Here is a 22,250-nt window from a genome sequence, read left to right as displayed (position 1 = left end):
GGATGTGTGCGCAAGACTAAGGCCACCAACCTCGAAAGTCACCTCACCGGCGAGCTTGCAGCACGGCAGCCAATAGCCGTCAACAAAGCTCCATGCTCCGCCAAAAAAACATGGCCGAATTCCTGCCAAAATTCATTTTGTCCCACTTTCACTCCAATTTTGGCAGGATTTTGACCCTATCCGGCGGCTCAGCCACCCAATTTTCCCAGCCGGGTAGGTAATAGCTGTCCGCCACCCCGCCCCTCTCCCTGCCGGCCACGGGCTACTCCCCCGTCGCGCGGTAGTCGCTGGGCCGGCGGCCAAACCGCTCGGCGTAGAGGTTACTGAAGTGCTTGGCCGTGGCAAAGCCCACCGCCTGGGCCACCGCCGCCACCGTGCCGAAGCCGCCGGCCTCCAGCAGCTGCCGGGCTTGGTTGAGGCGCAGTTCGCGCAGCCAGGCCGCCGGCGTGAGGCCGGCCAACTCACCCAGCCGGCGATAGAGCGTCCGCTCACTCAGGTGTAGCAAACCGGCCAGCTCGGCCGGCCCAAACTGCTCGTCGGCCAAGTGCCCGGCCACCAGCGCCTGCCACTGCAGCAGCTGCTCGGCGGCGCCGGACGGCGGGGCCAGGACCTCGGTGGCGGTTTCGGCCACTTCCGTTTCCGGCGCGGCCGGAGTTGCCGGAGTAGCGGCGGTGGCGGGCTCATCCGGCGCGTCCCCGGTCAGAGCAGCGAACTGGCGGCGCACGTCGTGGCGGGCCAGCAGCACCTGCACCCGGGCCAGCAGCTCGGCCGGGGCGAAGGGTTTGGTGAGGTAGTCATCAACGCCCACGGTGAGGGCGGCGCGGCGGTGGGCATCGTCGGCCCGGGCCGTGAGCATGAGCACCGGCACCCCAGCACGGGCGGGGTCGGCCTTGAGTTTTGCAATCAGTTCGGTGCCGCTCAGGCGCGGCATCATCGAGTCCGTGGTAATGAGGTCGACGGGCGCTTCGCGGCTGAGCACCTCCAGCGCCGCTTGGCCGTCGGCGGCGGTGAGCACCTCGTAGGTGGACGCCAGCAATTCGCGCAGGTAGTCGCGCAGGTCGGGTTCGTCCTCCACCACCAGCACGCGGGGTTTCGGCAAGTTTTGAGGGTTAAGAGCTGAGGGTTGAGTGGGAACGGTGAGGACGGGCGCGGGGAGCTGAGGCAGATTGTCCAAGCCCGTTTGCCCCGCGCCTTTCTCCACGCTTACCTCCTTGTTCACCACTAAGCCCGGCTTTTTCTCCATGCTTATTCCTTCACTACTAGCGCTTTACACTGTCACTGCCTCCGCCGGGAGGCGCAGCGTAAACGCCGCCCCCTGCCCCGGCACGCTGGCCAGCGTGAGGGTGCCGCCCAGCAGTTCGGCCAGCTCGCGGCTCAGGGCCAGGCCCAGGCCGGTGCCGCCCTGCGCCTGGTTCTGCGGGCTTTGGTAGAATCGCTCAAACACCCGCTCCTGCTCGGCCGGCGCAATACCGGGGCCAGTGTCGCGCACGGTCAGGGTATAGAAGCCATCGGCGGCAGGCAAGGCGGCCGTCAGGGCTACCGTGCCGCCAGCGGGCGTGTGGTTCAGCGCATTGCTGAGCAGGTTGGTCAGAATCTGGTCCACCTTGTCGGCGTCCAGCAGTAGGGTCAGCTCCTCGGGCAAAGGCTCGGCCCCGTGCAGGGCCACGCTACGGGCAGCGGCCAGCGGCGCAAACGAGGCCACCACCCGGCGCAGCAGCGGCGCCACGGCCGTAGGCACGGCCTGCACGGCGAGATGACCGGCCTGCAGCTTGGTCAGGTCCAGAATGCGGTCAATCAGCTCGCTCAGGCGGCGGGCCTGGCGGTGGGCCAAAGCCACGGGCGCGCGCACGGCCGCGGGCAGCTTCTGGGTGGGATGGTCGAGCAGGGTTTCGAGCGGGGCCAGCACCAGGGTGAGCGGAGTGCGCAACTCATGGCTGGCGTTGGCAAAGAACTGATTTTTGGCCACGTCCAGCTCGCCCAGCCGCTCAGCCTGGGCCTGCAACTGAGCGGTCTGGGCGGCCAGCCGCCCGTTCAGGCGGCGGGTGGTGCGCAGGGCCAGCCAAATGGCTAGTGCCAGCAAGGCCAGCAGCCCGGCTCCCGCGGCACCTAAGCGTATCTGACGGTCTTGCTGGCGGTCGCGTTCGGTGAGGTTGGTAATCTGGGCGGCTTGCTCGCGGGCCCGGTACCGGCCCTCGGTAGCAGCTAGGGCCGCAAATTGCTGGGCCTGGCGCAGCGTATCGGTGAGGCCCTGGGTGCGGCGGGCGTAGCGGTAGGCGCTGTCGTAGCGGCCGGCCTGGGCGTAGGCCTGGGTGAGCAGCTCAGTGAGTTGGCTCAGGGGCAGCAGGCTGCCCGACTGCCGGTAGCCCCGCTGCAAGGGCCGCAGCAACGCCAGCGCGGGAGCCGGCTCGCCCATGGCCAGGGCAATTTCCGCCAGGGCCTGCCGGGGCTTGGGCTGGGGGGCGGTGCGAGGATTTTGGGTGAGCAGGGCCACGGCCTGGGCCAGCAGGCGGCGGGCCCGCTCGGGGCGGGCGCGGTGCTGCTGCCAGGCGCTCAGGCCCAGCGTCAGGGCCCGGGCCTCGGCGTAGGGCAGGTCGCGGGCCGGCCAGCCGGCCACCGTGGTGTCGGCCGAGGCCCCGTAGCGCAGCCAGGCGCGGGCGCGGCGCAGCCAGGGGGCCGCCGCAGCGGGTTGGCCAGCTCGCAGCGCCACCTGGGCCGGCACTAGGCTCAGGTGCGTGAGCAGCAGGGCGTCGCTGGGGGTGGCCCGCAGCGCGGCGGGCGGGTTATCGGCTTGTAGCAGGGCGACGGCCTCGGTGGCCAGGGTGCTGGCGTAGGCGGCTGGGTGGCGGCCGCGTCCTTCCAGCAGCAGGGGTAGGTAGTAGTTGAGCAGCACGTCGGCCACCCCCTGCCCGGCCTCCCCGTTGCTGCGCGGCGCGTGGCGGCGGTAGGTGTTCAGCGCCTGCTCGTAGGCTTGCTCGGCCTGGGCGTAGCTGCCTTGGGCCGCATAGGTTTCGCCAATCAGGCACTGCGTCCAGCCCAGGCCGCTCACCGCGTCCTGCTGCTGGTAGAGGTCCCGCGTTCGCTCGTAGTAGCGCAAGGCCAGGGGCAGGCGGCCTAGGGCGCGGCAGGCCGAGCCGGCTCCCGCCAAGAGGCCGGCTAAGTGGACTTCTTTCAGTTCGCGGGAAGCGGTGGGGTAGCCAATGCTGTCGAAGCCCGCCACCTGAAACTGCCGGGCCGCCTGCTGGAAGTAGTAGAGCGTACTGTCGTAATTGCCCCGGGCGTAATACTGCCGGGCCAGCTGGTCGGCCAGCCTTATCACCACCGGCTGCTGCCGCGCCTGCCGCGCCCCGGCCAGCCGCCAGGCTCGGTGCAGGTAGCGGGCCACCGAGTCGGGACGGGACTGCCCTCGAAATTCATCGGCCCGGCGCACGTAGGCCAGCAGTTGGCTGAGTGAGTCGGCCGGCGGGTGGGGGCGGGTGGCTCGCAAGCGGGCCAAGTCGGTGGTTGGGGATGGGGGCGGCGATGCCTGGGCGCGGGGCAGCGGGCGCGGGGCGTCGGCAATTTGTGGCGGGCTGGCCTGAGCCTGGGCCACTTGGACCAGCCTCGGTAACAAAAGCATTCCCATTAGCCCCCACCCTATCAACTGCCTGCGCCACCCTTTGCAGGGATTTTGCCAGCAAGTCAGCTCAATAGAACGGGGCATAGGCGCTTGATAACGAGCGCAGTGCCCGGGCATTATTTTACGCAAAAATAGGCCCTACGGATGCACCAGGGGAAGAATGAGATAATTATTTCATTAAACAACTTCCTTCGGACCGTTTCTCGCTGGCCATGTCGAGCTGGCCGGGGCGTCTCGCCTGGGGTATCAATTAACGGGTTATTGTCTCGGCCAGCTTGACATGGCCATCCAATGACAATTCGCAACTTGGCATAATGAGCCAATGGCATAATACCAGTAGCTCATGGACCGCCGGAAGCTGCCTCGAAAACTAAAAAGGCCTTTCGCGCTGAGCGAAAGGCCTTTTTGGTGTGGTGATGTTAGGAATCGAACCTAAATCAAGAGCTTCGGAAACTCTCATACTATCCGTTGTACGACATCACCAGGTCCTGGATAGGAATGCAAAAGTAGCCGCAAAAGCGAAGGCTACCAAATTTGCGGGCAAAATCCTTGGCTTCACAACTAAGCTCCGCCACAACCCGAGACTGGCAAATGCAGTTAAGCCTAAGCATATCACACGTCAATCTTCTTTCACCTTCCATCCACCAAATGAAAAAGAACCTGTATACGGCCGACGCTTCGGCCGTGGGTGGCCGCAGCGGCCACGTCCGTTCCGCCACCGGCATCATCGACCTCGACATGTCGGTACCTGAGGGCCTGGGCGGCAAGAAAAACGCCACCAACCCCGAAGAACTGTTTGCTGCTGGCTATGCCTCGTGCTTCCAGCAGGCCCTGCTCGTCATCGCCCAGCGCGGCGGCGACAAGCTCGACCCCGAAACCACTGTGCAATGCTCCGTCACCCTGTTTCAGGAAGGCGAAGGCTACGGCCTCAGCGCCGTGCTCGACGTCGACCTCAAAGCCTTTGACCGCGACAAAACCATCGACATGGTGCGCCAGGCCCACAAAATCTGTCCCTATTCCGTGGGCACCCGCGGCAACATGGAAGTGGAGCTGAAAGTGCAGGGCGAAGCCATTCCGGTGCAAGCCGAGGAAAACGCCGGCGTGGCCGGAAAATAGTTGTTAGTTGCTCGTTGTTAGCTCAACGAACAGCTCAAATAAAAAGGCCCGCCTGAATTATCAGGCGGGCCTTTTGCTGCTAACAACTAGCAACGAACAACTGACAACTAAGCGTTAGCTAGCACTTCTTTCACGCGGGCGGCGGCGTCTTTCAGCAGCACGGCCGACGACACTTTCAGGCCGCTTTCGTCGATGATGCGGGCGCCTTCTTCGGCGTTGGTGCCTTGCAGGCGCACGATGATGGGCACGCGGATGTCGCCGATGGCTTTGTAGGCCTCTACCACGCCGTTGGCCACCCGGTCGCAGCGCACGATGCCACCGAAGATGTTAATCAGGATGGCCTTCACGTTCGGGTCTTTCAGGATGATGCGGAAGCCGGCTTCCACCGTCTGGGCGTTGGCTCCACCGCCTACGTCGAGGAAGTTGGCGGGCTCGCCGCCGCTCAGCTTGATGATGTCCATGGTGGCCATGGCCAGGCCGGCGCCGTTCACCATGCAGCCCACGTTGCCGTCGAGCTTCACGTAGTTCAGGTTGTTCTGGCTGGCTTCCACTTCCAGGGGGTCTTCCTCGTTGAAGTCGCGCAGGGCCACGAAATCCTTGTGGCGGTAGAGGGCGTTTTCGTCCAGCGTCACCTTGGCGTCAACGGCCAGGATTTTGTTGTCCGAGGTTTTCAGCACGGGGTTAATTTCGAACATGCTGGAGTCCGTCTCGTCGTAGGCCTTGTAGAGGGCCGTCACGAACTTCACCATTTCCTTCTGGGCTTCGCCTTCGAGGCCCAGGTTGAAGGCAATTTTGCGGGCCTGGAAGCCCTGCAGGCCCACGGCGGGGTCCACGAGTTCTTTCAGGATTTTGTCGGGGTGCGACTCGGCCACCTCTTCGATGTCCATGCCACCCTCGGTGGTGTAGATGATGACGTTTTTGCCGCTGGTGCGGTCCAGCAACACGCTCATGTAGTATTCCTTGGTTTCCGAAGGACCGGGGTAGTACACGTCCTGGGCCACCAGAATCTTGTGCACCTTGCGGCCTTCGGCGCCGGTTTGCTTGGTCACGAGCTGCATGCCGAGGATATTGCCGGCAATTTCTTTCACCTGCTCCAGGTTTTTGGCGAGCTTCACCCCGCCCCCTTTGCCGCGGCCCCCGGCGTGGATTTGCGCCTTGATGACGTACCAGCTGGTGCCGGTGTCGGCGGTCAGCTTCTCGGCGGCGGCTACGGCCTCTTCGGGAGTGTCGGCGGTGATGCCTTCTTGCACGCGGACGCCGTATTTTTTCAGGATTTCCTTACCCTGGTATTCGTGAATGTTCATAAAAACGGTAAAGGGGTGGGTTGTGCCTTGCAGCCCTGCGGTTGCGAAGGCGAAAGTACGGCGCCCGGATTTGATTGTCGCAACCGAATGGCAAGCATTGTAGCGGGGACTCGGCGAGTCCGCGCATTCCCGCTCCGGCAAACGCGCGGACTCGCAGAGTCCACGCTACATGTTATTGCCCGTACCAGCGCGCCAGCACGGTTTCGGCGGGCTTATGCTGGGGCGTGAAATCGGCGTGGCGGCGGGCCGGGCCGTCGGCCGCCAGCCCCGGGTACCACTTCCAGATAAACATGCCTTTCAGCCACGGCTGGCCCCAGGTGGCCCGGAACAGCGCCTCGTAGCAGCGGGCCTGGGTGGCTTCGTCGGGCGTAGCGGTGGCCAGGCGCTCGGGCCACTCCCAGGGCCGGGCGGCGGCATCGGGCGTGGTTTTGTAGCCCACTTCGGTAAAAACGATGGGCTTCTTGATTTTTTTCTGCCATGCGGCCAGGGCGCGCAGGTGGGGCTGCCAGCCGCGCAGCAGCGTGTCAAGCGGCGGGCTGGCGGCCGGGCTCAGCGGAAAATAGGCCTGAATGCCCACGTAGTCCAGCGCGTCCCAAAAACGGATTTGCTGGTACTCCACGGCCCAGTTGGCGGCGTAGGTGAGCGGGCCGTGATACACTTTCCGAATCTGCTTGATGAGCCCGCGCCAAGCCTTTTCGTGGGCCGGCTCGGTGGCGTGCAGCAGCTCGGTGCCAATGCAAAGGCTGTCGAAATGCGCGCTTTCGGCCAGCGCAGCGTAGTGCAGCATGAAGGCCGAGTAGTTGGCAAACCAGGCATCCCAATCAGCTTTGTTAGTCATATTAATGTCGCCGGGCCAGGCGGCGCGGCCACGCACCCACAGATGCGGCTTGAGCAGCGTGCGGATGCCGTGCTGCCGCGCCAGCCGGGCCGTGTAGACGAGGCCCGCGTCGCTTTCACCCCACAGGCCCCGGCGCCCCACAGGCCGGGCCGTGTTGGTGCGAATGCCCGGCTCGGTAGCGCCGGCCTGCCAGCCAAAGGGCATCTGGGCAATCCAGGTGATGTGGTCGCGCAGCGGCGGGGCCAGTTCGGCCTCTGTCACCGAGTCGCCGCCCACCCAACTCACGCCGCGCAGCCGGGTGCTGTCGAAAATCACGGCCTGATTGCTGGGGGCCACCGCCGAAGCATTAGCAAACTCGGCTTCTATTCCCCGAGCAGCCGGGCCGCTTTCGCTGTGGTAAGCCAGCCACTGGCCGAACAGCCACCACAGCACACACAGCAAAGCCGCCCCAAACCCGGCCGCGAACAATAAGCGGCGCACCGAAAGAAACGTAGGCATCATAGGTGAAATTTCCGCCATTGGAGGGAGAACAGCGACGCCAAGGTGCGAACCGCGTATAAGGCCCGGCTTCGCTGCGCCCGGATTGTGCGTAGCTTTGCCACTACCGCATTCCGTTCACGTCTATCGCCGGCTCCGTTGCTGCAAGCTATCAACATTCATAAGAGCTACAACGCTCTGAACGTCCTCAAGGGCATCGATTTAACGATTGAGAAGTCGGAAATCGTCAGCATCGTGGGCTCCTCGGGCGCGGGCAAGAGCACGCTGCTGCACATTCTGGGCACGCTGGACAACCCGGATTCGGGTGAGGTGCTGTTCGATGGCGAGTCGGTTAGCTCCTTGGGGCGCAACGACTTAGCCCGGTTTCGCAACCGGCACATCGGCTTCATTTTCCAGTTTCACAACTTGCTGCCCGAGTTCACGGCCCTCGAAAACGTGTGCCTGCCCGCCTACCTGGCCGGCCGCTCCGAAAAAGAAGTGCGCGTGCGGGCCCGCGAGCTTCTCGGCATGCTCAACCTCGAAGGCCGCGCCGAGCACAAGCCCAGCGAAATGAGCGGCGGCGAGCAGCAGCGCGTGTCGGTGGCCCGCGCCCTCATCAACTCGCCCGAAATCATCTTCGCCGACGAGCCCAGCGGCAACCTCGACACCAAAAACGCCCAGGAGCTGCACCAGATTTTCTTCCTGCTGCGCAAAGAGCTGGGGCAAACCTTCGTCATCGTGACGCACAACGACCAGCTGGCCGAAATGGCCGACCGCAAGATTGTGATGCGCGACGGGCATATTATGGAAGGCGGGTAGGGCTCCGGTCGGAGGAAGCAATAAAGCGAAAAAGGAACGTCATGCTGAGCGCAGTCGAAGCATCTCTACCGCAGCAGTAAATCAAATTACTAATGCGGTAGAGATGCTTCGACTGCGCTCAGCATGACGTTCTTATTTTACGACATTAATTCCTTCCAGACCCCGCGCCTACCGCGCCGGGTCGGCCACAAACCAGAAGTCGCCGGAATCATTCAGGTTGTGCCCTTCGGCCTTACCGCGCGAGGCGGCGTCGCCGGCGTAGTAGTAGAGCGGGTGGCCGTTGTAGACGAGCTGCTCGCGGTTGCCGTCGCGGACAATGGTGGTGAATTTACTGGCCACCAGCGTGGAGGGCATGGCCGGCTTGCCCATGTACAACGCCGGCCAGATGGCGGCGCAGCCGCCCGTGCAGTTGGTGGGCAGGGTGCCGGGGCTGGTGTTGTCCTTGGCGAAATAGTAGAGCGTGCGGCCGTTGATATCCGTCAGGAAGGTTTTGGACGACGACGTGCCGGCGGTTTTGTCGACCACCGTTTTGCTGGCCAGCACCACGCCGTAGTCGGGGTTGAGCACGTGCCAGATGCCGCCGATGCCGTTGCCGCCGGTGGTGCCGGGCGCCTCGCGGGTATACACGCCGCCCGTGGCCGGGGCATAGTAGTAGAGCGGCCAGCCCTTGTAGGTGGTTTGCAGGCGACCGTCGGTGGTAGTTTTGGTGGCGAAATCGGCCGCGTTCAGCGCCTTGGGCACTTTGATGTTGGCTTCGTAGTACACCGGCCACAGGGGCATACAGGTGGCGCTGGTGCAGGCGTTGGTGCCGTCCACGTCGCGGGCGAAGAAGTAGAGCGTGTTGCCGCTGGCATCTGTCATGTATGTGCCGAGGGTGGCCGAGGTGGCCAGCTTCACGTTGGCCACGGCGTCCGGGTCGGCTTCCGGAGTGGAATCTTTTTTGCAGCCGGCGGTGCCGGCGCTTAGCGCGGCAGCCAGCGTGAGGGCGAGCCCGAAAGACCAGAACCGCGTTAGCATTGAGTTTACCGATTGTACCATGTGAGTAGTCGATTAAGAGACTGAGAGAAAAGTGAATTGCGGACCTGATGGCTTATTTTTTGGCGCAGCGAGTCCCGGTCCCAACCGGAAACGGGCTGGGAGGCGGAAGCCAGGCGAAGCGCCGGGCTGAGTTAAAAAGAAGGAAAACGGCCAGCCGGCAGGTGAGCGGGCAACTGGAAGTCGGCGCCGACTTCCGGCCGCCCGTTCACGGGCCAGCCGGCGCCCCATGCGCGGCCTGGGTGAGGGCAGGCGCGCCGGGGTTGGGGGCTTTACCTGCTACTCGGAAGGCAGCGGAAAATGGTTGGCTGGGCGGTGCGGAATATTCGGTGGGGCGAGGCAGCGAAGTGCACTGGGAAATACGTCCCAGGTTCCGGCGGCTTCTACAAGCGCCCCAAATTCATTGGCTAAACCCTCAGCTTATAAATAAAGAATGAGCCGGAATTTTAGTAAAGCAGCCGGTGTTTCCCATCCGAACGACGCATTCCCAAACTAATTAGCTCAAACAAATTTTCTTATTGCTTTTAAATACCTGATTTACAGCAATAAAATTTACCAATATTTTTGGCTTTTCTGGCACGTTTCTTTCTAACTTTGGGTTATAAACACGAACATCAGTTGGACACATTAAAACACCCCACCGCCATGAACGAGGCCACCAAAACCACCAAGGACATTACCAAAAAAGTTAAAGTCGAGAGCTACGACATCAGCCGCTCCGATGAAACGCTGGATTTGGCGAAGGACCTCGCTAAGTTCATCAAGGACAACAAGCTGACCACCAACGTGCAGGGCAAGGAGTTCGTGAACGTGGAGGGCTGGCAGTACGCCGGCTCGCGCCTGGGCATCGTGCCCATCGTGGAGCACGTTATCAACGTGAGCTCGCCCGAGGAAATGAAGTACCAGGCCAAGGTGACGCTGTTTGACTTGCGCCACGGCACCACGGTGGGCGCCGGCTTTGCGGTGTGCTCGAACAAGGAGAGCGGCAAGAAATTCTACCAGGAATTTGCCATCATGAGCATGGCCCAGACCCGCGCCATCGGCAAGGCTTACCGCAACTGCCTGGCTTGGATTATCCGCGCCGCCGGTTACGAGCCCACGCCCGCCGAGGAAATGGACTACAACACCAACACGGTGGCTGCCGCTGCGCCCGCCCCGGCTGTAGCCGTAGCGCAGGCCGTGCCCGCCATGCAGGTAGTGCCCGCCGAGGCCCCGGCCCCCGTTGCCGAGCAAGCCGCCGTGGCCCCCGTGCAGTACGCTACGGCCGCGCAGAAAGAAGAAATCATCCGCTTGCTCAACCACCCGGTCATCACCCGTCCGGAGAAGACCAAGATGCTGCTCAACATTAACCGCCTCGATGAGGAGCGCGCCGTGCAGGCCATCGCCAAGCTGCGCAAAGCCATCGACGACCGCGAGAATGGCGAGAAAGCGGCTGCTTAATCTATTCCTTTCCCATTTCTACCAGCCCGGTGCCGTGAGGTGCCGGGCTTTTTTTGTTGGTGTCGTCCTAGCGTTGACCTCACCCCCGGCCCCCTCTCCAAAAAAGAGGGGGCACCGGCTTGTGAGGACGACTTCACGGCTAAACTCATTAGGAGCAGGACCGGTGCCCCCTCTTTTTTGGAGAGGGGGGCCGGGGATGAGGTTGGACGCTTGGGCAGCTGCCCGCGTCCCGCGTCGGTGCGTACTTTTGAGCCTCTGTGATGCACTGCGGCTATGAAAGTTTTGCTGGTTGAAGACGAGCCCCAACTGGCTTCTTTTGTCAAAAAGGGCTTTGAGCACGAAGGCTATGAATTGACCGTGGCCTACGATGGGCGCTCGGGGTGGTCGCTCTACCAGCAGCAGCCCTACGACCTGGTGATTTTGGATGTGAACCTGCCCTATCTGAATGGTGTGGAACTGTGCAGCCGCATTCGGGCGGGCCATCACCGCGTGCCGGTGCTGCTGCTCACCGCCCTCGACAGCTTAGCTGACAAGGAAGCGGGCTTTGAAGCGGGCGCCGACGACTACCTCGTCAAGCCTTTCGCCTTTCGGGAGTTGCTGTTGCGGGCCCGGGCCCTCACCAAACGCTACTCGGAAACGGGCGTGGCCCAGGTGCTGCGCATGGCCGATTTGGAGCTGAACCTGGAGTCGAAAATCGTGACCCGCGCCGGGCAGCGCATCGACCTGACGACCCGGGAATATTCGCTGCTGGAGCATTTGCTGCTGAACCAGGGGCGCATTGTATCGCGGGTGGACATTGCCGAGCGGGTTTGGGAGCTGGACTTTGATACCACAACCAACGTCATTGACGTGTACGTGAGCTATTTGCGTAAGAAGATTGACCGCGACTTTACACCCAAGCTCATTCACACGGTGGTAGGCATGGGTTACGTGATGCGTGAAGGATAACCAGTTGAGCCTATGCTGATTCGCAATAAGCTGATGCTGCGCTTTACGCTGCTGGTGCTGGGCATCCAGGTTAGCTTTTCGGCGTTCATCTTTTACTTCAACGCCAGCATGCGGGCCCAGCGTTTCGAGCACCGCCTTACCAACAGCGCCTTGCTGGCGGGCCGCCTGCTGGTGCGCACCCACAAGCTGGAAACCGGCATCCTGGGCAGCCTGCGACGCGGCGACTTGCTGACGCTAGCCGCGGAAGAAGTCAGCATTTACGGGCCCGATAAATCGCTGCGCTACAGCAGCGCCGACCACATTGACCAGGCGGTGAACCGGGCGCGGCTGGCGGGCCTGCAGCCGGGTAAGACGGTGACGTACCCGGCCGTGGGGCACCGCGAGGCCATCGGGCTGGTGTTTCTGCACGAGTCGGAGGCTGGGGCCGAGCCGTACCGAATTTTTGTGTCGGCCGAAGACCGGATTGGGGCGGCGCAGCTGCGGCAGCTGGGGTTGCTGCTGGTGCTGGGCAACGTAGGGGCGCTGGTGCTCACCATTTTGGCGGGCTGGTTTTTTGCCGGGGCGGCGTTGCGGCCGGTGGCGCGCATCACGCGGCAGGCGGGCCGAATTTCAGCCACCAACCTGGGCCGGCGCCTGTCGGAAGGCAACGGGCGCGACGAATTGGCCCAGCTGGCGCACGCCTTCAACGGCATGTTGGCGGGACTGGAGCAGGCGTTTGAAGGCCAGAAAAGCTTTCTGGCGCACGCCTCGCACGAGCTGCGCACGCCGCTCACCACCCTCACCGGAACCCTCGAAACTGCCCTAGCCTACGACACCACGCTGCCCGATGCCCGCCAAAGCCTGGCCCAAAGCCTCGACGCCGCCCGCCACCTGAGCGCCCTCACCAACGGCTTGCTGAATCTGGCCAAGGCCGACGGCGCCCTGCCGGCCTTCGCCCCGGTGCGGCTCGACGAGTGCCTGAACCAGGCCCTACAGTTTGCCCGCGCCAAGTACCCCGGCCGCGAGTGGCGCCTCAGCTTCGGCGAGTTCCCGACCGATACCGACGCGGACCCCTTCATGGTGCCCGGCAACGCCGAGCTGCTGGTGACGGCTCTGCTCAACCTGCTCGACAACGCCGGCAAGTATTCCAACGGTCCCGTGCGCACTGAGCTAGCCTACGCCGATGCCACCACCCTGCGCGTGCGAGTGAGCGATGCCGGCCCCGGCCTCTCGCCCGACGAGCTGCGCCAGATATACGAGCCCCTGTACCGGGCCACCGGCGCGCTGGGCCGCCCTGGTTACGGCCTGGGCCTGCCGCTCACGCAGCGCGTGGTGCAGCGCCACGGCGGGCGGCTGGAAATTACGTCGGCGCCCGGCGAGGGCACCACGGCCACGGTGTGGCTGCCGGCGGCCTGACGCGAGGCCTTGAAGAGGAACCAGAAGATTTGTAGCGTGGACTCTGCGAGTCCGCGCCTGGTCGAACGTACTGGAATGCGTTCTGGAATGCGCGGACTCGCAGAGCCCACGCTACGGATGCGCCATCATACTACCGTATCAAAAGAACTCTAAAAACGGCCCTGCCTCACCGGCAGGGCCGTTTTCATGTTTTCTAATACCGTTCTCATCTCGTTCTAATGTTGCGGCGGGTCCTTTGTGGCACTTCCATTTGAGGCTCTAGCCTATGCCGACGACTCCACTTAAATCCCAACCGACCAACCTGCTGGCCCTGCTACTCGGCGGGGCGCTGGTGCTGTCGCTGGGACTGAACGGGGTGCTGCTGACGGCCCGACCCGAGGTCTGGCCCGACGACGATGACGCGCTGGCCGCCACCACCGCCGACCTGCACCTCACCCAGCGCCTGCTGGCCCAGTGCCAGCAGCAGCAGGTGCGGCAAGACAGCCTGGTGAGGCTGCAAGGCCCGGTGGGCAGCCCCGCGTTGGCCGACCATTCATCTGCTTTTTCCTCTTCCAAATGAGCTTGTCTTCGCTGACCCCAACCCTGTTTATTGTACCGAAAATACCTGGGGCACTGCGTTTCCGCAGGCTCTGGGGTAGCGCGCTGGCGGTGCTGCTGGCGGCCGGCCTGGGCGCCTGCTCGGGCGAGGCCGATGGCAAGAACCAAGAGAAGGCCGCCGCGCCGGAAGTGCTGCCCGTAGTGGCCCTCAAAACCACCGAGCAGGAGCTGTTTCAGGACTACGTGGCCGATGTGCAGGCGGTGCGCAACGTGGAAGTGCGGGCCCAGGTGGCGGGCTTTCTGGAGGAAATTTTGGTAGACGAGGGGCGGCCCGTGAAGAAGGGTCAACCCTTGTTTCGCCTCAACGCCAGCGCCCACCAGAACCGGCTGAGCCAAGCGCAGGCGGCGCTGGCCAGCGCGCAGGCCCAGGCCAGCGCCGCCCGGCTGGAGCGCGGCCGGGTGAGCCTACTGGTGCAGGAAAACATCATTGCCAAGACTGAATTGGCGCTATCGACCAGCAAGGTGAAGGACGCCGAGGCCCGCGTGGCCGAGGCCCGGGCCGGCGCGGCCGCCGCCCGTCTCAGCCTGGGCTACACGCTGGTGCGGGCGCCGTTTGACGGCATTATTGACCGGATTCCGCTCAAGCGGGGCAGCGTGGTAGAGGAAGGCACGCTGCTCACCACGGTGTCGGATTTGCACGAGGTGTATGCCTATTTCAACGTGGGCGAGGGCGAGTACCTGCGCTACATCAAGGCCCGGGAGCGCCACCCCGACCGCCACTCCGACTCGGTGCGCCTCACGCTGGCCGATGGCTCGGCCTACCCGCTGGCCGGCCGCATCGAAACCACTGAGAGCGAGTTCAACCCCAATACGGGCTCGCTGGCCTTCCGGGCGCGGTTTGCCAACCCGCAGCGCATGCTGAAGCACGGCGCTTCGGGCCGCGTGCGGCTGACCACTACCCTGCCAGCGGCGCTGCTGCTGCCGCAGAAATCAGTGTTCGAGATTCAGGACAAAAACTACGTGTACGTGGTGGACGGGCAGGGCGTGGTGCACATGCGCAACTTCCACCCCCAGGCGCGCACCGGCGATTTCTACGTGGTGAAGGACGGCCTGCAGCCTGGCGAGCGGGTGGTGTACGAAGGCGCCGCCAGCCTGAAGGACGGGCAGCGCATCAGCCCACATCCGGTGACGCTGGACTCGCTGCTGGCGGCGCGGTAGGGCTGTAGCGCGGACTCTGCGAGTCCGCGCCTGGTCGAACGTTCCGGAATGCGCGGACTCGCAGAGTCCACGCTACATCACAAACATCCATTTAGCCGCGGACTGAAAGTCCGCGCTACTTCCTATGTTCAATATCTTCATTCGCCGGCCGATACTCTCGCTGGTTATTTCGGTGTTTCTGGTGCTGCTGGGCGGGCTGGCGCTGTTCACGCTGCCCATCACGCAGTTCCCCGATATCGTGCCGCCCTCGGTGACGGTGACGGCCAAGTACACCGGCGCCAACGCTGAGGTGTGCGCCAAGGCCGTGGCCACGCCGCTGGAGCGCGCCATCAACGGCGTGCCGGGCATGACTTATATGAACTCGGTGAGCTCCAACAACGGCGTGACGCTCATCACCGTGTTTTTCAAGGTGGGCACCGACCCCGACCTGGCCGCCGTGGGCGTGCAGAACCGGGTGACGACCATTTTGGACGAGCTGCCGGAGGAAGTCATCAAGGCCGGCGTGACGACGGAGAAGGAGGTGAACTCCATGCTGCTTTACCTCAACGTGACCAGCGACGACAAGGCCGTGGGCGAGAAGTTCATTTACAACTTCGCCGATATCAACGTGTTGCAGGAGCTCAAGCGCATTGACGGCGTGGGCTTTGCCGAAATCATGGGCTCGCGCGAGTACTCGATGCGGGTGTGGCTCAAGCCCGACCGCATGGCGGCCTACGATGTAGGCACAGATGAGGTGGTAGCGGCCATTCGGGCGCAGAACGTGGAGGCGGCGCCGGGCAAATCGGGCGAAAGCTCGGGGGCCGACAAGGCGCAGGCCATGCAGTACGTGCTACGTTACACCGGCAAGTTTTTCGAGCCCGAGGAGTACCGCAACATCGTGGTGCGGGCCAATGCCGACGGCTCGGTGCTGCGCCTGCGCGAGGTGGCCGACGTGGAATTCGGTTCGCTCACCTACAGCATGGCTTCCAAAACCGACGGCCGGCCCTCGGCGGCCATCATGCTCAAGCAGCGCCCGGGCTCCAACGCTTCGGACGTCATTGCCAACGTGAAAACGCGCATGGCCGAGCTGCAGGAAACCAGCTTTCCGCCCGGCATGAAATACAGCATTGCCTACGACGTGTCGCGCTTCCTCGACGCGAGTATTCACGAAGTGCTGCGGACGCTGGTGGAGGCGTTTTTGCTGGTGTTCGTGATTGTGTACCTGTTTTTGCAGGACTGGCGCTCGACGCTGATTCCGGCGCTGGCGGTGCCGGTGGCGCTGGTAGGCACGCTGGCGTTCATGCAGATGCTGGGCTTTTCGATTAACCTGCTCACGCTGTTTGCGCTGGTGCTGGCCATTGGCATTGTGGTCGATAACGCCATTGTGGTGGTGGAAGCCGTACACGCCAAGATGCAGGAAAAGCACCTACCGGCCCGCGCCGCCACCTTCGAGGCCATGAGCGAAATCAGCTCCTCGCTCATTGCCATCACGCTGGTGATGTCGGCCGTGTTCATCCCGGTTTCCTTCATGGATGGGCCGGTGGGCGTGTTCTACCGGCAGTTTTCGCTCACGCTGGCCATTGCCATTGTCATTTCCGGCATCAACGCCGTGACGCTGACGCCGGCCCTGTGTGCGCTCATGCTCAAGCATACGCAGCTGGCGGAGGGTAAACAGCCTAAAGGGCTTATTAATCGATTCTTCGCCGGCTTTAACAAACGCTATGACGCGCTGGCGGGACGCTACCAGGGCCTGCTGCGGGCCGTGGCCGGCCGGCGCCTGGTGACGCTGCTGGTGCTGCTGGGCTTCTGCGCGGCTACCTGGGGCGTGAATAAAATTTTGCCTTCGGGCTTCATCCCGACCGAGGACCAGGGCATGGTGTACGTAAACGTGACCACGCCCGCCGGCGCCACCGTGGAGCGCACCGAGGCCGTGCTGGACGAGGTGCAGCGCATTGCCAGCCGCCTGGGGCCGGTGGAATCGGTTTCGACCTTGGCGGGCTACAGCCTGGTGAACGAGGTGGCCGGCTCCAGCTACGGCATGGGCATGATTAACCTCAAAGCTTGGGACAAGCGGGAGCAGTCGGTGGCGCAGTTTATCGCTGAATTGGAAGAAAAAACCAGGAACATTGCCGACGCTGACATTCAGTTTCTGCCGCCGCCCACGGTGCCGGGCTTCGGCAATAGCAGCGGCTTCGAGCTGCGCTTGCTGGACAAGTCGGGCACGGGAGATTTGCAGAAAACCGCCGCCGTGTCGCAGACCTTCCTCACCGCGCTGCGCAAGGACCCGGCCATCGGCGGCGCCTTCACCAGCTTCGACCCCAACTTCCCGCAGTACCTCATCCACGTCGACCAGGACATGGCCGCCAAAAAGGGCGTGACCGTGGACGCGGCCATGAGCACCCTGCAAACGCTGATGGGCAGCTACTACGCCTCCAACTTCATCCGCTTCGGGCAGATGTACAAGGTGATGGTGCAGGCCGGCCCCGAGTACCGCACGCGGCCCGACGACCTGCTGGCCCTGCACGTGAAAAACAACCGCGGCGAGATGGTGCCCTTTTCCACCTTCATCAAGCTGGAGCGCGTGTTCGGCCCCGACCAGCTCACGCGCTACAACATGTACACCTCGGCCATGCTCAACGGCGACTCGGCCCCCGGCTTCTCGTCGGGCGACGCCATCACGGCCATCGAAAAGGTGGCCGCCAGGGAGCTACCGCGCGGCTACGCCTACGAGTGGAGCGGCATGACGCGCGAGCAAATCCTGAGCGGCGACCAAGCCCTGTACGTGTTCGGCGTGGTGCTCATTTTCGTGTATTTGTTGCTGGCGGCGCAGTACGAAAGCCTGCTGCTGCCGCTGCCCGTGCTGCTGAGCCTGCCCACCGGCATCTTCGGCGCCTTTCTCAGCCTCAAACTGCTGGGGCTGGAAAACAACATCTACGCCCAGGTGGCGCTGGTGATGCTGGTGGGTTTGCTGGGCAAAAACGCCATCCTCATCATTGAGTTTGCCGAGCAGCGCCGCCGGGCCGGGGCCAGCGTGCTCACCGCCGCCGTGGAGGGCGCCGTCTCCCGCCTGCGCCCCATCCTGATGACCTCCTTCGCCTTCATCGCCGGCCTGATTCCGCTGGTGGTGGCCAGCGGCGCCGGCGCGCTGGGCAACCGCTCCATCGGCACGGCGGCGGCGGGCGGCATGCTCATCGGCACGCTGTTCGGCATGGTGCTGATTCCGGGGCTGTACGTGCTGTTTGCCTCGTTTGAAAAGGTGAAGAACGTAGATGCTGAGGAGCCTGCAGAAGCAGAAGAAGTGCGGGAGTTGGTGGCGCATTGACCTCACCCCCGGCCCCTCTCCCGCGGAGAGGGGAGCCTGACGATTTGTAGCGTGGACTCTGTGAGTCCGCGCATTGATTGACCAACAACCCGGCCCAGACGCGGACTCGCAGAGTCCGCGCTACACCGCCCGCGCCGCCGTGGCTCCCCCTCTCCACGGGAGAGGGGGCCGGGGGGTGAGGCGCCACGCCAGAACGACCATCCCATGCGCCTACTCCCTGCCCTCCTCTCCATCCTCCTCCTCGCCGCCGGCTGCCGCGTGGCCGCCCCCGCCGACCCCACCGGCGCCCCGGCCGTGCCCGCTGCCTTCGCCCCAAACGCCACGGCCGACACCACCAGCGCCGGCCGCCAGCCCTGGCGGCAGTTCTTCCAGGACCCCGCCCTCACGGCCCTCATCGACACGGCCCTGCGCCAGAACCTGGACCTGCAAGTGGCGCTGCAACGCGTGGAAACGGCCCGCGCTAATTACCTGGCCCGGCGCGGCGCCCTGCTGCCCACCGTGGCCGCCGCTGCCACGGCCAGCGCCGACCGCTACGGCCGCTACACCCTCAACGGCGTGGGCAACTTCGACACCAACCTCTCGCCCAACATCGACGGGCAGCAGCGCATCCCGGGGCCGCTGACGCCGGATTTTTTTGTGGGGCTGCGGAGCTCCTGGGAAATTGACATTTGGGGCAAGCTGAAGCAGCGCCGCCAGGCCGCCTACCTGCGCGTACTGGCTTCGGAGCAGGGCCGCCACCTCGTCACGACCAACGTGGTGGCCGAGGTGGCCCGTCTCTACTACGAGCTGCTGACGGCCGACAACCAGCTGGCCGTGCTCGACCGCAACATTGCCCTGCAACGCGAGGCGCTGAAGCTGATGCGTATCCAGAAGCAGGCTGGGCGCGCTACGGAGCTGGCGGTGCAGCAGTTTGCGGCCCAGGTGGCCCGCACCGAAAGCCTTTCGCACGAAGCCCGTCAGCGCGTGACCGAAGCCGAAACCGGCCTCAACCAACTGCTGGGGCGCTACCAGCAGCCCATCACCCGCGGCCAGCCGCTACCCGGCCAGGCGCTGCCTGAGCGGCTGAGTGCCGGGGTGCCCGCCTCCGCCCTGCTGCGCCGGCCCGACGTGCGCCAGGCCGAGCTGGAACTGCAGGCCACCCGCGCCGACGTGGCCGCCGCCCGCGCCGCCTTCCTGCCCTCGCTCACCCTCACGCCCTACGTGGGCTTCAACTCCTACCGCACCGGCACACTCTTCGACCCCGCCTCGCTGGCCTACGGGGCGCTGGCCGGCCTCACCGGCCCGCTGCTCAATCGGGCGCAGTTCCGAGCCGATTTTCGCCTGGCCACGGCTGGTAGCTACGAGGCCTACTACCGCTACCAGCAGAGTCTGCAAACCGGTTTCCGCGAGGTAGTGAACGGCCTGCAGGGGCTGGAAAACTACCGCGCCGCCTCGGCCGCCCGCCAGCAGGAAGTGGAGCTGCTCACCAAGGCTGTGACTACTTCGAACAAGCTATTCGTGGCCGGCTACGCTACTTACCTGGAAGTGATTACTGCCCAGCGCAGCGTGCTGGAGGCTGAACTGAGCTTGGCCGAGTCGCGCCAGCGCCAGCTGCTGCAAAGCGTGGGCCTGTACCGGGCACTGGGGGGCGGCTGGCAGTAGCGGCACTAAGCGACTGCCGAAGCTTAAGCAGCTGTGAAGTTATCAGAAAGCTCGGTACCAAAAAGTGCCGGGCTTTCTGATTTGCAGCCGGCATACTGAATCTAATTCGCACGCTGCAGTAGGCGAAGCGAAGCCTTGAACATGGCTTATTTTCAATACTTTGCCAGCCAAAACCAATCGCCACAACCTACTTTTTTCGCAACCTTTCGGGTGGCTTACGCGAAAAAGAAACCGGCGTGGCTGCATTGGTCCGGCCTTCACCGCGCACGTTTTCATTTCTCATGAGCCACCCCAATAGCCCCCGCGTCGGCAACGATTCTGCTGCCGCCACTGCCCTCTCCCATGCCGACGACGAGCAGGCCCAACCGACCCAGGACACCACCGCTGCCACCGACGGCACCGCCGAACCGGCCGCCCCAGCCGCCGGCCCCGCAGCCCTGTTGTCGCAGGCCCAGCAATGGGTGCAGGGCGTCCACTTGCCCGATTCACTCAAGGAAATCCCTGCGCCCCTCAAGCGCCTGACCGACCGGGCCGGCAACGGCTGGCGCCAGCTTTCGACCACCCAAAAAGTACTGGGGGGAGCCGTGCTGGCGGGCGCCGGCTGGCTCCTGCTGCGCCCCGGCAAAGCCAGCAGGCGGCAGCGCGCCGCCAATCCGGTCGGCGCACTGCACGAGTTGCTGCTCTTTGTCAACGACCGGGTGCAGGGCTACCGGCGCGCCGCCAGCGAAAGCCAGGACGCCGACCTGCGCAACTACTACGAAGACCTGGCGGGCCAGAGCAAGCAGTTTGCCATCCGCCTCAACGGCTACCTGCGCGTGCAGCAGAGCGACCTGGAAACCGGCACCACCCTCAAGGGCAAGCTCTACCGCGCCTGGATGGAAGCCAAAGCGGCCGTGACCGGCTACAGCGAAGCCGCCGTGCTCGCCTCCAACGTTTATGGCGAGGAATGGGCCCTGGCCGCCTACCAGGAAGCCTTGCGCGACCGCACGGTCATGGGCTCGCTGCGCCGGGAGATAGAGCGCCAGTACGAAATATCGCAGCAGACGCACCGGCGGCTCCAGCAGCTGCAGGCGCAGTATTAGGCGGCGGAGACGTCTGCCCAATTGCCTTCACACCACACGAGCGGGCCCTTTGGGTCCGCTCGTTTTGTTGCTACCCGTGGTTGCGGGCCTTGGGCGGTGCAGCGGCGGCAGCTGAGTTGCCAGAGAAATCTGGCACTATTTGGCACCGGGCTTCGCTATTAATTGATTGCGAATTATTTGCCTTTAAAACACAATAACTATTTACTCACCGGTGTTCTGTTCGCCTCAGTTATGAAATAATTCTATCGTCCTTTTTTCTTTTATGAACACGAAAACCATTGCATGGGGCGGCCTGCTGGCGCTGGCTTTTCCGATAACCGGGCTGGCCCAGGACACGGCCCAACCGCCACTTCCCCGCTGGTTTGTGGGCGTGGGCGGGGCCTGGGGCACCTTTCAGGAACCGGCGCGGCTGGCCCAACACGAGGGCTATGGCCCGGCCGTGACGGCGGGGCGCTACCTGACGCCGCGGCTGGCCGTGCAGGTGGGTTTAGTGTTCTATCAAAGGTTGGATTTTTATGGGTTCAATGGCACCTACGACGCGGCCCATTTCAACCCGGGCGGCACGTTACTCACCCAAATCGAGTCTAACACCGAACGCCGCCGCGCCTTCACCGTGCCGGTGTTGCTGCGCTACGGACTGACCCGCAACCCCACTGCGGGCTGGCAGTTCGACGTGCTGGCCGGCGGGGCGTGGCTGCAAACCCAGCGGCTGGCCGTGAACGAGGTGGAGAACATTACGACGGCGGGCACTACTTTCCGCCGGTCCGAATACAGCGAAACTTTCACCGGGGCCAACCTGACGGCAGGCCTGGGCCTGCACCGGACGCTGAGTCGGCACCTGGAGCTCACACTGGATGCCCTGGGCCATCTGTCGCTGACGCCCCGTGAGCCATTGTTTCAGAACCGGATTGCCTACTACTTGTATTCTCAGCCGGTGCCGCCGCTGGCAGACCGCCTGACCGGCACCGTGCTGCTGGGCCTGCGCTACCGCTTTGGCCCGTCGGGCAGCGCATTGCCCCTGCCGGCGGCCACGCTGCGGGAGCCCTGGCGGCCCCGCTGGTTTGCGGGCCTGGGCGCGGGCTTCGGGCGCTACCAGCTTCAGCGCGATGAGTCGGGCCGGCGGGTGCTCTCGCCCGTGCCCAGCGTGGGCGTGCAGCTCAGCCCGTACCTGGCCGTACAGCTCAGCGCGGTGTATGGCCAGGACCGGAGCCACAGCATCTACGCGTATGGGCGCACCTTTCCTACGGGCCGGCGGAGCGCCGCTTACGACCTGCGCGATACCCGTCTGCGCACATTGGCGTTGCCGTTGTTGGTGCGCTACGGCTTGATAGCCAACACCGAACAGCCGTGGCAGGTGGAGCTGCTGGCCGGCGCCACGGCCGTGCGTTCCACGTTTGAACGCACGGTGGCCACGGCCGACGATACCGGGACGGTATATCCCGAGCTGGCGGCAGAAGAGTCGCGCGCGGCCACCAACCTGCTG

At 64.1% G+C, this 22,250-nt stretch carries 16 protein-coding genes and 1 tRNA gene; 11 read left to right on the top strand and 6 right to left on the bottom strand.

The genetic code is table 11. From position 1 onward, the window contains the following. Positions 1 to 262: 262 nt before the first annotated feature. From Q5H92_RS25870 to Q5H92_RS25860, 3 genes are all read right to left on the bottom strand, one after another. A complete protein-coding gene (locus tag Q5H92_RS25870) occupies positions 263 to 1,099 on the bottom strand; it encodes a response regulator transcription factor (protein ID WP_305014476.1) in 837 nt (278 codons plus the stop codon). 168 nt (positions 1,100 to 1,267) lie between these two features. Continuing rightward, complete coding sequence (locus tag Q5H92_RS25865) at positions 1,268 to 3,589, bottom strand: ATP-binding protein (protein ID WP_305014475.1); 2,322 nt, start codon at positions 3,587 to 3,589, stop codon at positions 1,268 to 1,270. Positions 3,590 to 4,027: 438 nt separating this feature from the next. Next, positions 4,028 to 4,099 (bottom strand) — tRNA-Arg (locus Q5H92_RS25860). Between the two features lie 165 nt (positions 4,100 to 4,264). Between Q5H92_RS25860 and Q5H92_RS25855 the strand changes: the two genes are divergently transcribed. Then, positions 4,265 to 4,732: an Ohr family peroxiredoxin gene (locus Q5H92_RS25855; RefSeq protein ID WP_305014474.1), complete on the top strand. Its 468-nt coding sequence runs from the start codon at positions 4,265 to 4,267 to the stop codon at positions 4,730 to 4,732. 107 nt (positions 4,733 to 4,839) lie between these two features. Here Q5H92_RS25855 and sucC read toward each other — a convergent pair whose 3' ends face one another. Further along, positions 4,840 to 6,036 carry an ADP-forming succinate--CoA ligase subunit beta gene (gene sucC, locus Q5H92_RS25850; RefSeq protein ID WP_305014473.1) on the bottom strand — a complete coding sequence of 399 codons (1,197 nt, stop codon included), beginning with the start codon at positions 6,034 to 6,036 and terminating at the stop codon, positions 4,840 to 4,842. A 172-nt stretch (positions 6,037 to 6,208) separates the two neighbouring features. Then, entirely contained in the window at positions 6,209 to 7,375 is a 1,167-nt protein-coding gene (locus Q5H92_RS25845) for a glycoside hydrolase family 113 (protein ID WP_305014472.1), read from the bottom strand. Positions 7,376 to 7,510: 135 nt separating this feature from the next. On the opposite strand from Q5H92_RS25845, the gene Q5H92_RS25840 reads away from it, so the two are divergent. Next, on the top strand, positions 7,511 to 8,170 hold the full coding sequence (locus tag Q5H92_RS25840; RefSeq protein ID WP_305014471.1) for an ABC transporter ATP-binding protein: 660 nt from the start codon (positions 7,511 to 7,513) through the stop codon (positions 8,168 to 8,170). Between the two features lie 168 nt (positions 8,171 to 8,338). Here Q5H92_RS25840 and Q5H92_RS25835 read toward each other — a convergent pair whose 3' ends face one another. Beyond that, positions 8,339 to 9,187: a hypothetical protein gene (locus Q5H92_RS25835; protein ID WP_305014470.1), complete on the bottom strand. Its 849-nt coding sequence runs from the start codon at positions 9,185 to 9,187 to the stop codon at positions 8,339 to 8,341. Positions 9,188 to 9,823: 636 nt separating this feature from the next. Between Q5H92_RS25835 and Q5H92_RS25830 the strand changes: the two genes are divergently transcribed. From Q5H92_RS25830 to Q5H92_RS25790, 9 genes are all read left to right on the top strand, one after another. Beyond that, positions 9,824 to 10,645 carry a hypothetical protein gene (locus Q5H92_RS25830; RefSeq protein ID WP_305014469.1) on the top strand — a complete coding sequence of 274 codons (822 nt, stop codon included), beginning with the start codon at positions 9,824 to 9,826 and terminating at the stop codon, positions 10,643 to 10,645. A gap of 273 nt (positions 10,646 to 10,918) precedes the next feature. Beyond that, positions 10,919 to 11,593 carry a response regulator transcription factor gene (locus tag Q5H92_RS25825; RefSeq protein WP_305014468.1) on the top strand — a complete coding sequence of 225 codons (675 nt, stop codon included), beginning with the start codon at positions 10,919 to 10,921 and terminating at the stop codon, positions 11,591 to 11,593. A 12-nt stretch (positions 11,594 to 11,605) separates the two neighbouring features. Further along, entirely contained in the window at positions 11,606 to 12,988 is a 1,383-nt protein-coding gene (locus Q5H92_RS25820; protein WP_305014467.1) for a sensor histidine kinase, read from the top strand. Positions 12,989 to 13,253: 265 nt separating this feature from the next. Continuing rightward, on the top strand, positions 13,254 to 13,547 hold the full coding sequence (locus tag Q5H92_RS25815; RefSeq protein WP_305014466.1) for a hypothetical protein: 294 nt from the start codon (positions 13,254 to 13,256) through the stop codon (positions 13,545 to 13,547). Beyond that, positions 13,544 to 14,743, top strand: a complete 1,200-nt coding sequence (locus tag Q5H92_RS25810; protein ID WP_305014465.1) for an efflux RND transporter periplasmic adaptor subunit — start codon at positions 13,544 to 13,546, stop codon at positions 14,741 to 14,743. The genes Q5H92_RS25815 and Q5H92_RS25810 overlap by 4 nt, the downstream gene beginning before the upstream one ends. 124 nt (positions 14,744 to 14,867) lie before the next feature. Further along, entirely contained in the window at positions 14,868 to 18,044 is a 3,177-nt protein-coding gene (locus Q5H92_RS25805) for an efflux RND transporter permease subunit (RefSeq protein ID WP_305014464.1), read from the top strand. A 204-nt stretch (positions 18,045 to 18,248) separates the two neighbouring features. Beyond that, positions 18,249 to 19,685: an efflux transporter outer membrane subunit gene (locus Q5H92_RS25800; protein WP_305014463.1), complete on the top strand. Its 1,437-nt coding sequence runs from the start codon at positions 18,249 to 18,251 to the stop codon at positions 19,683 to 19,685. 281 nt (positions 19,686 to 19,966) lie between these two features. Further along, positions 19,967 to 20,767 (top strand): PA2169 family four-helix-bundle protein, encoded by an 801-nt coding sequence (locus tag Q5H92_RS25795; protein WP_305014462.1) that lies wholly within the window; start codon positions 19,967 to 19,969, stop codon positions 20,765 to 20,767. 262 nt (positions 20,768 to 21,029) lie between these two features. After that, positions 21,030 to 22,250 (top strand): hypothetical protein (locus Q5H92_RS25790; RefSeq protein ID WP_305014461.1); only part of this gene is annotated, 1,221 nt, incomplete at its 3' end.

The sequence above is a fragment of the Hymenobacter mellowenesis genome, from assembly GCF_030581005.1.
GTDB lineage: Bacteria > Bacteroidota > Bacteroidia > Cytophagales > Hymenobacteraceae > Hymenobacter > Hymenobacter mellowenesis.
This window is presented reverse-complemented; position numbering and strand designations above follow the sequence as displayed.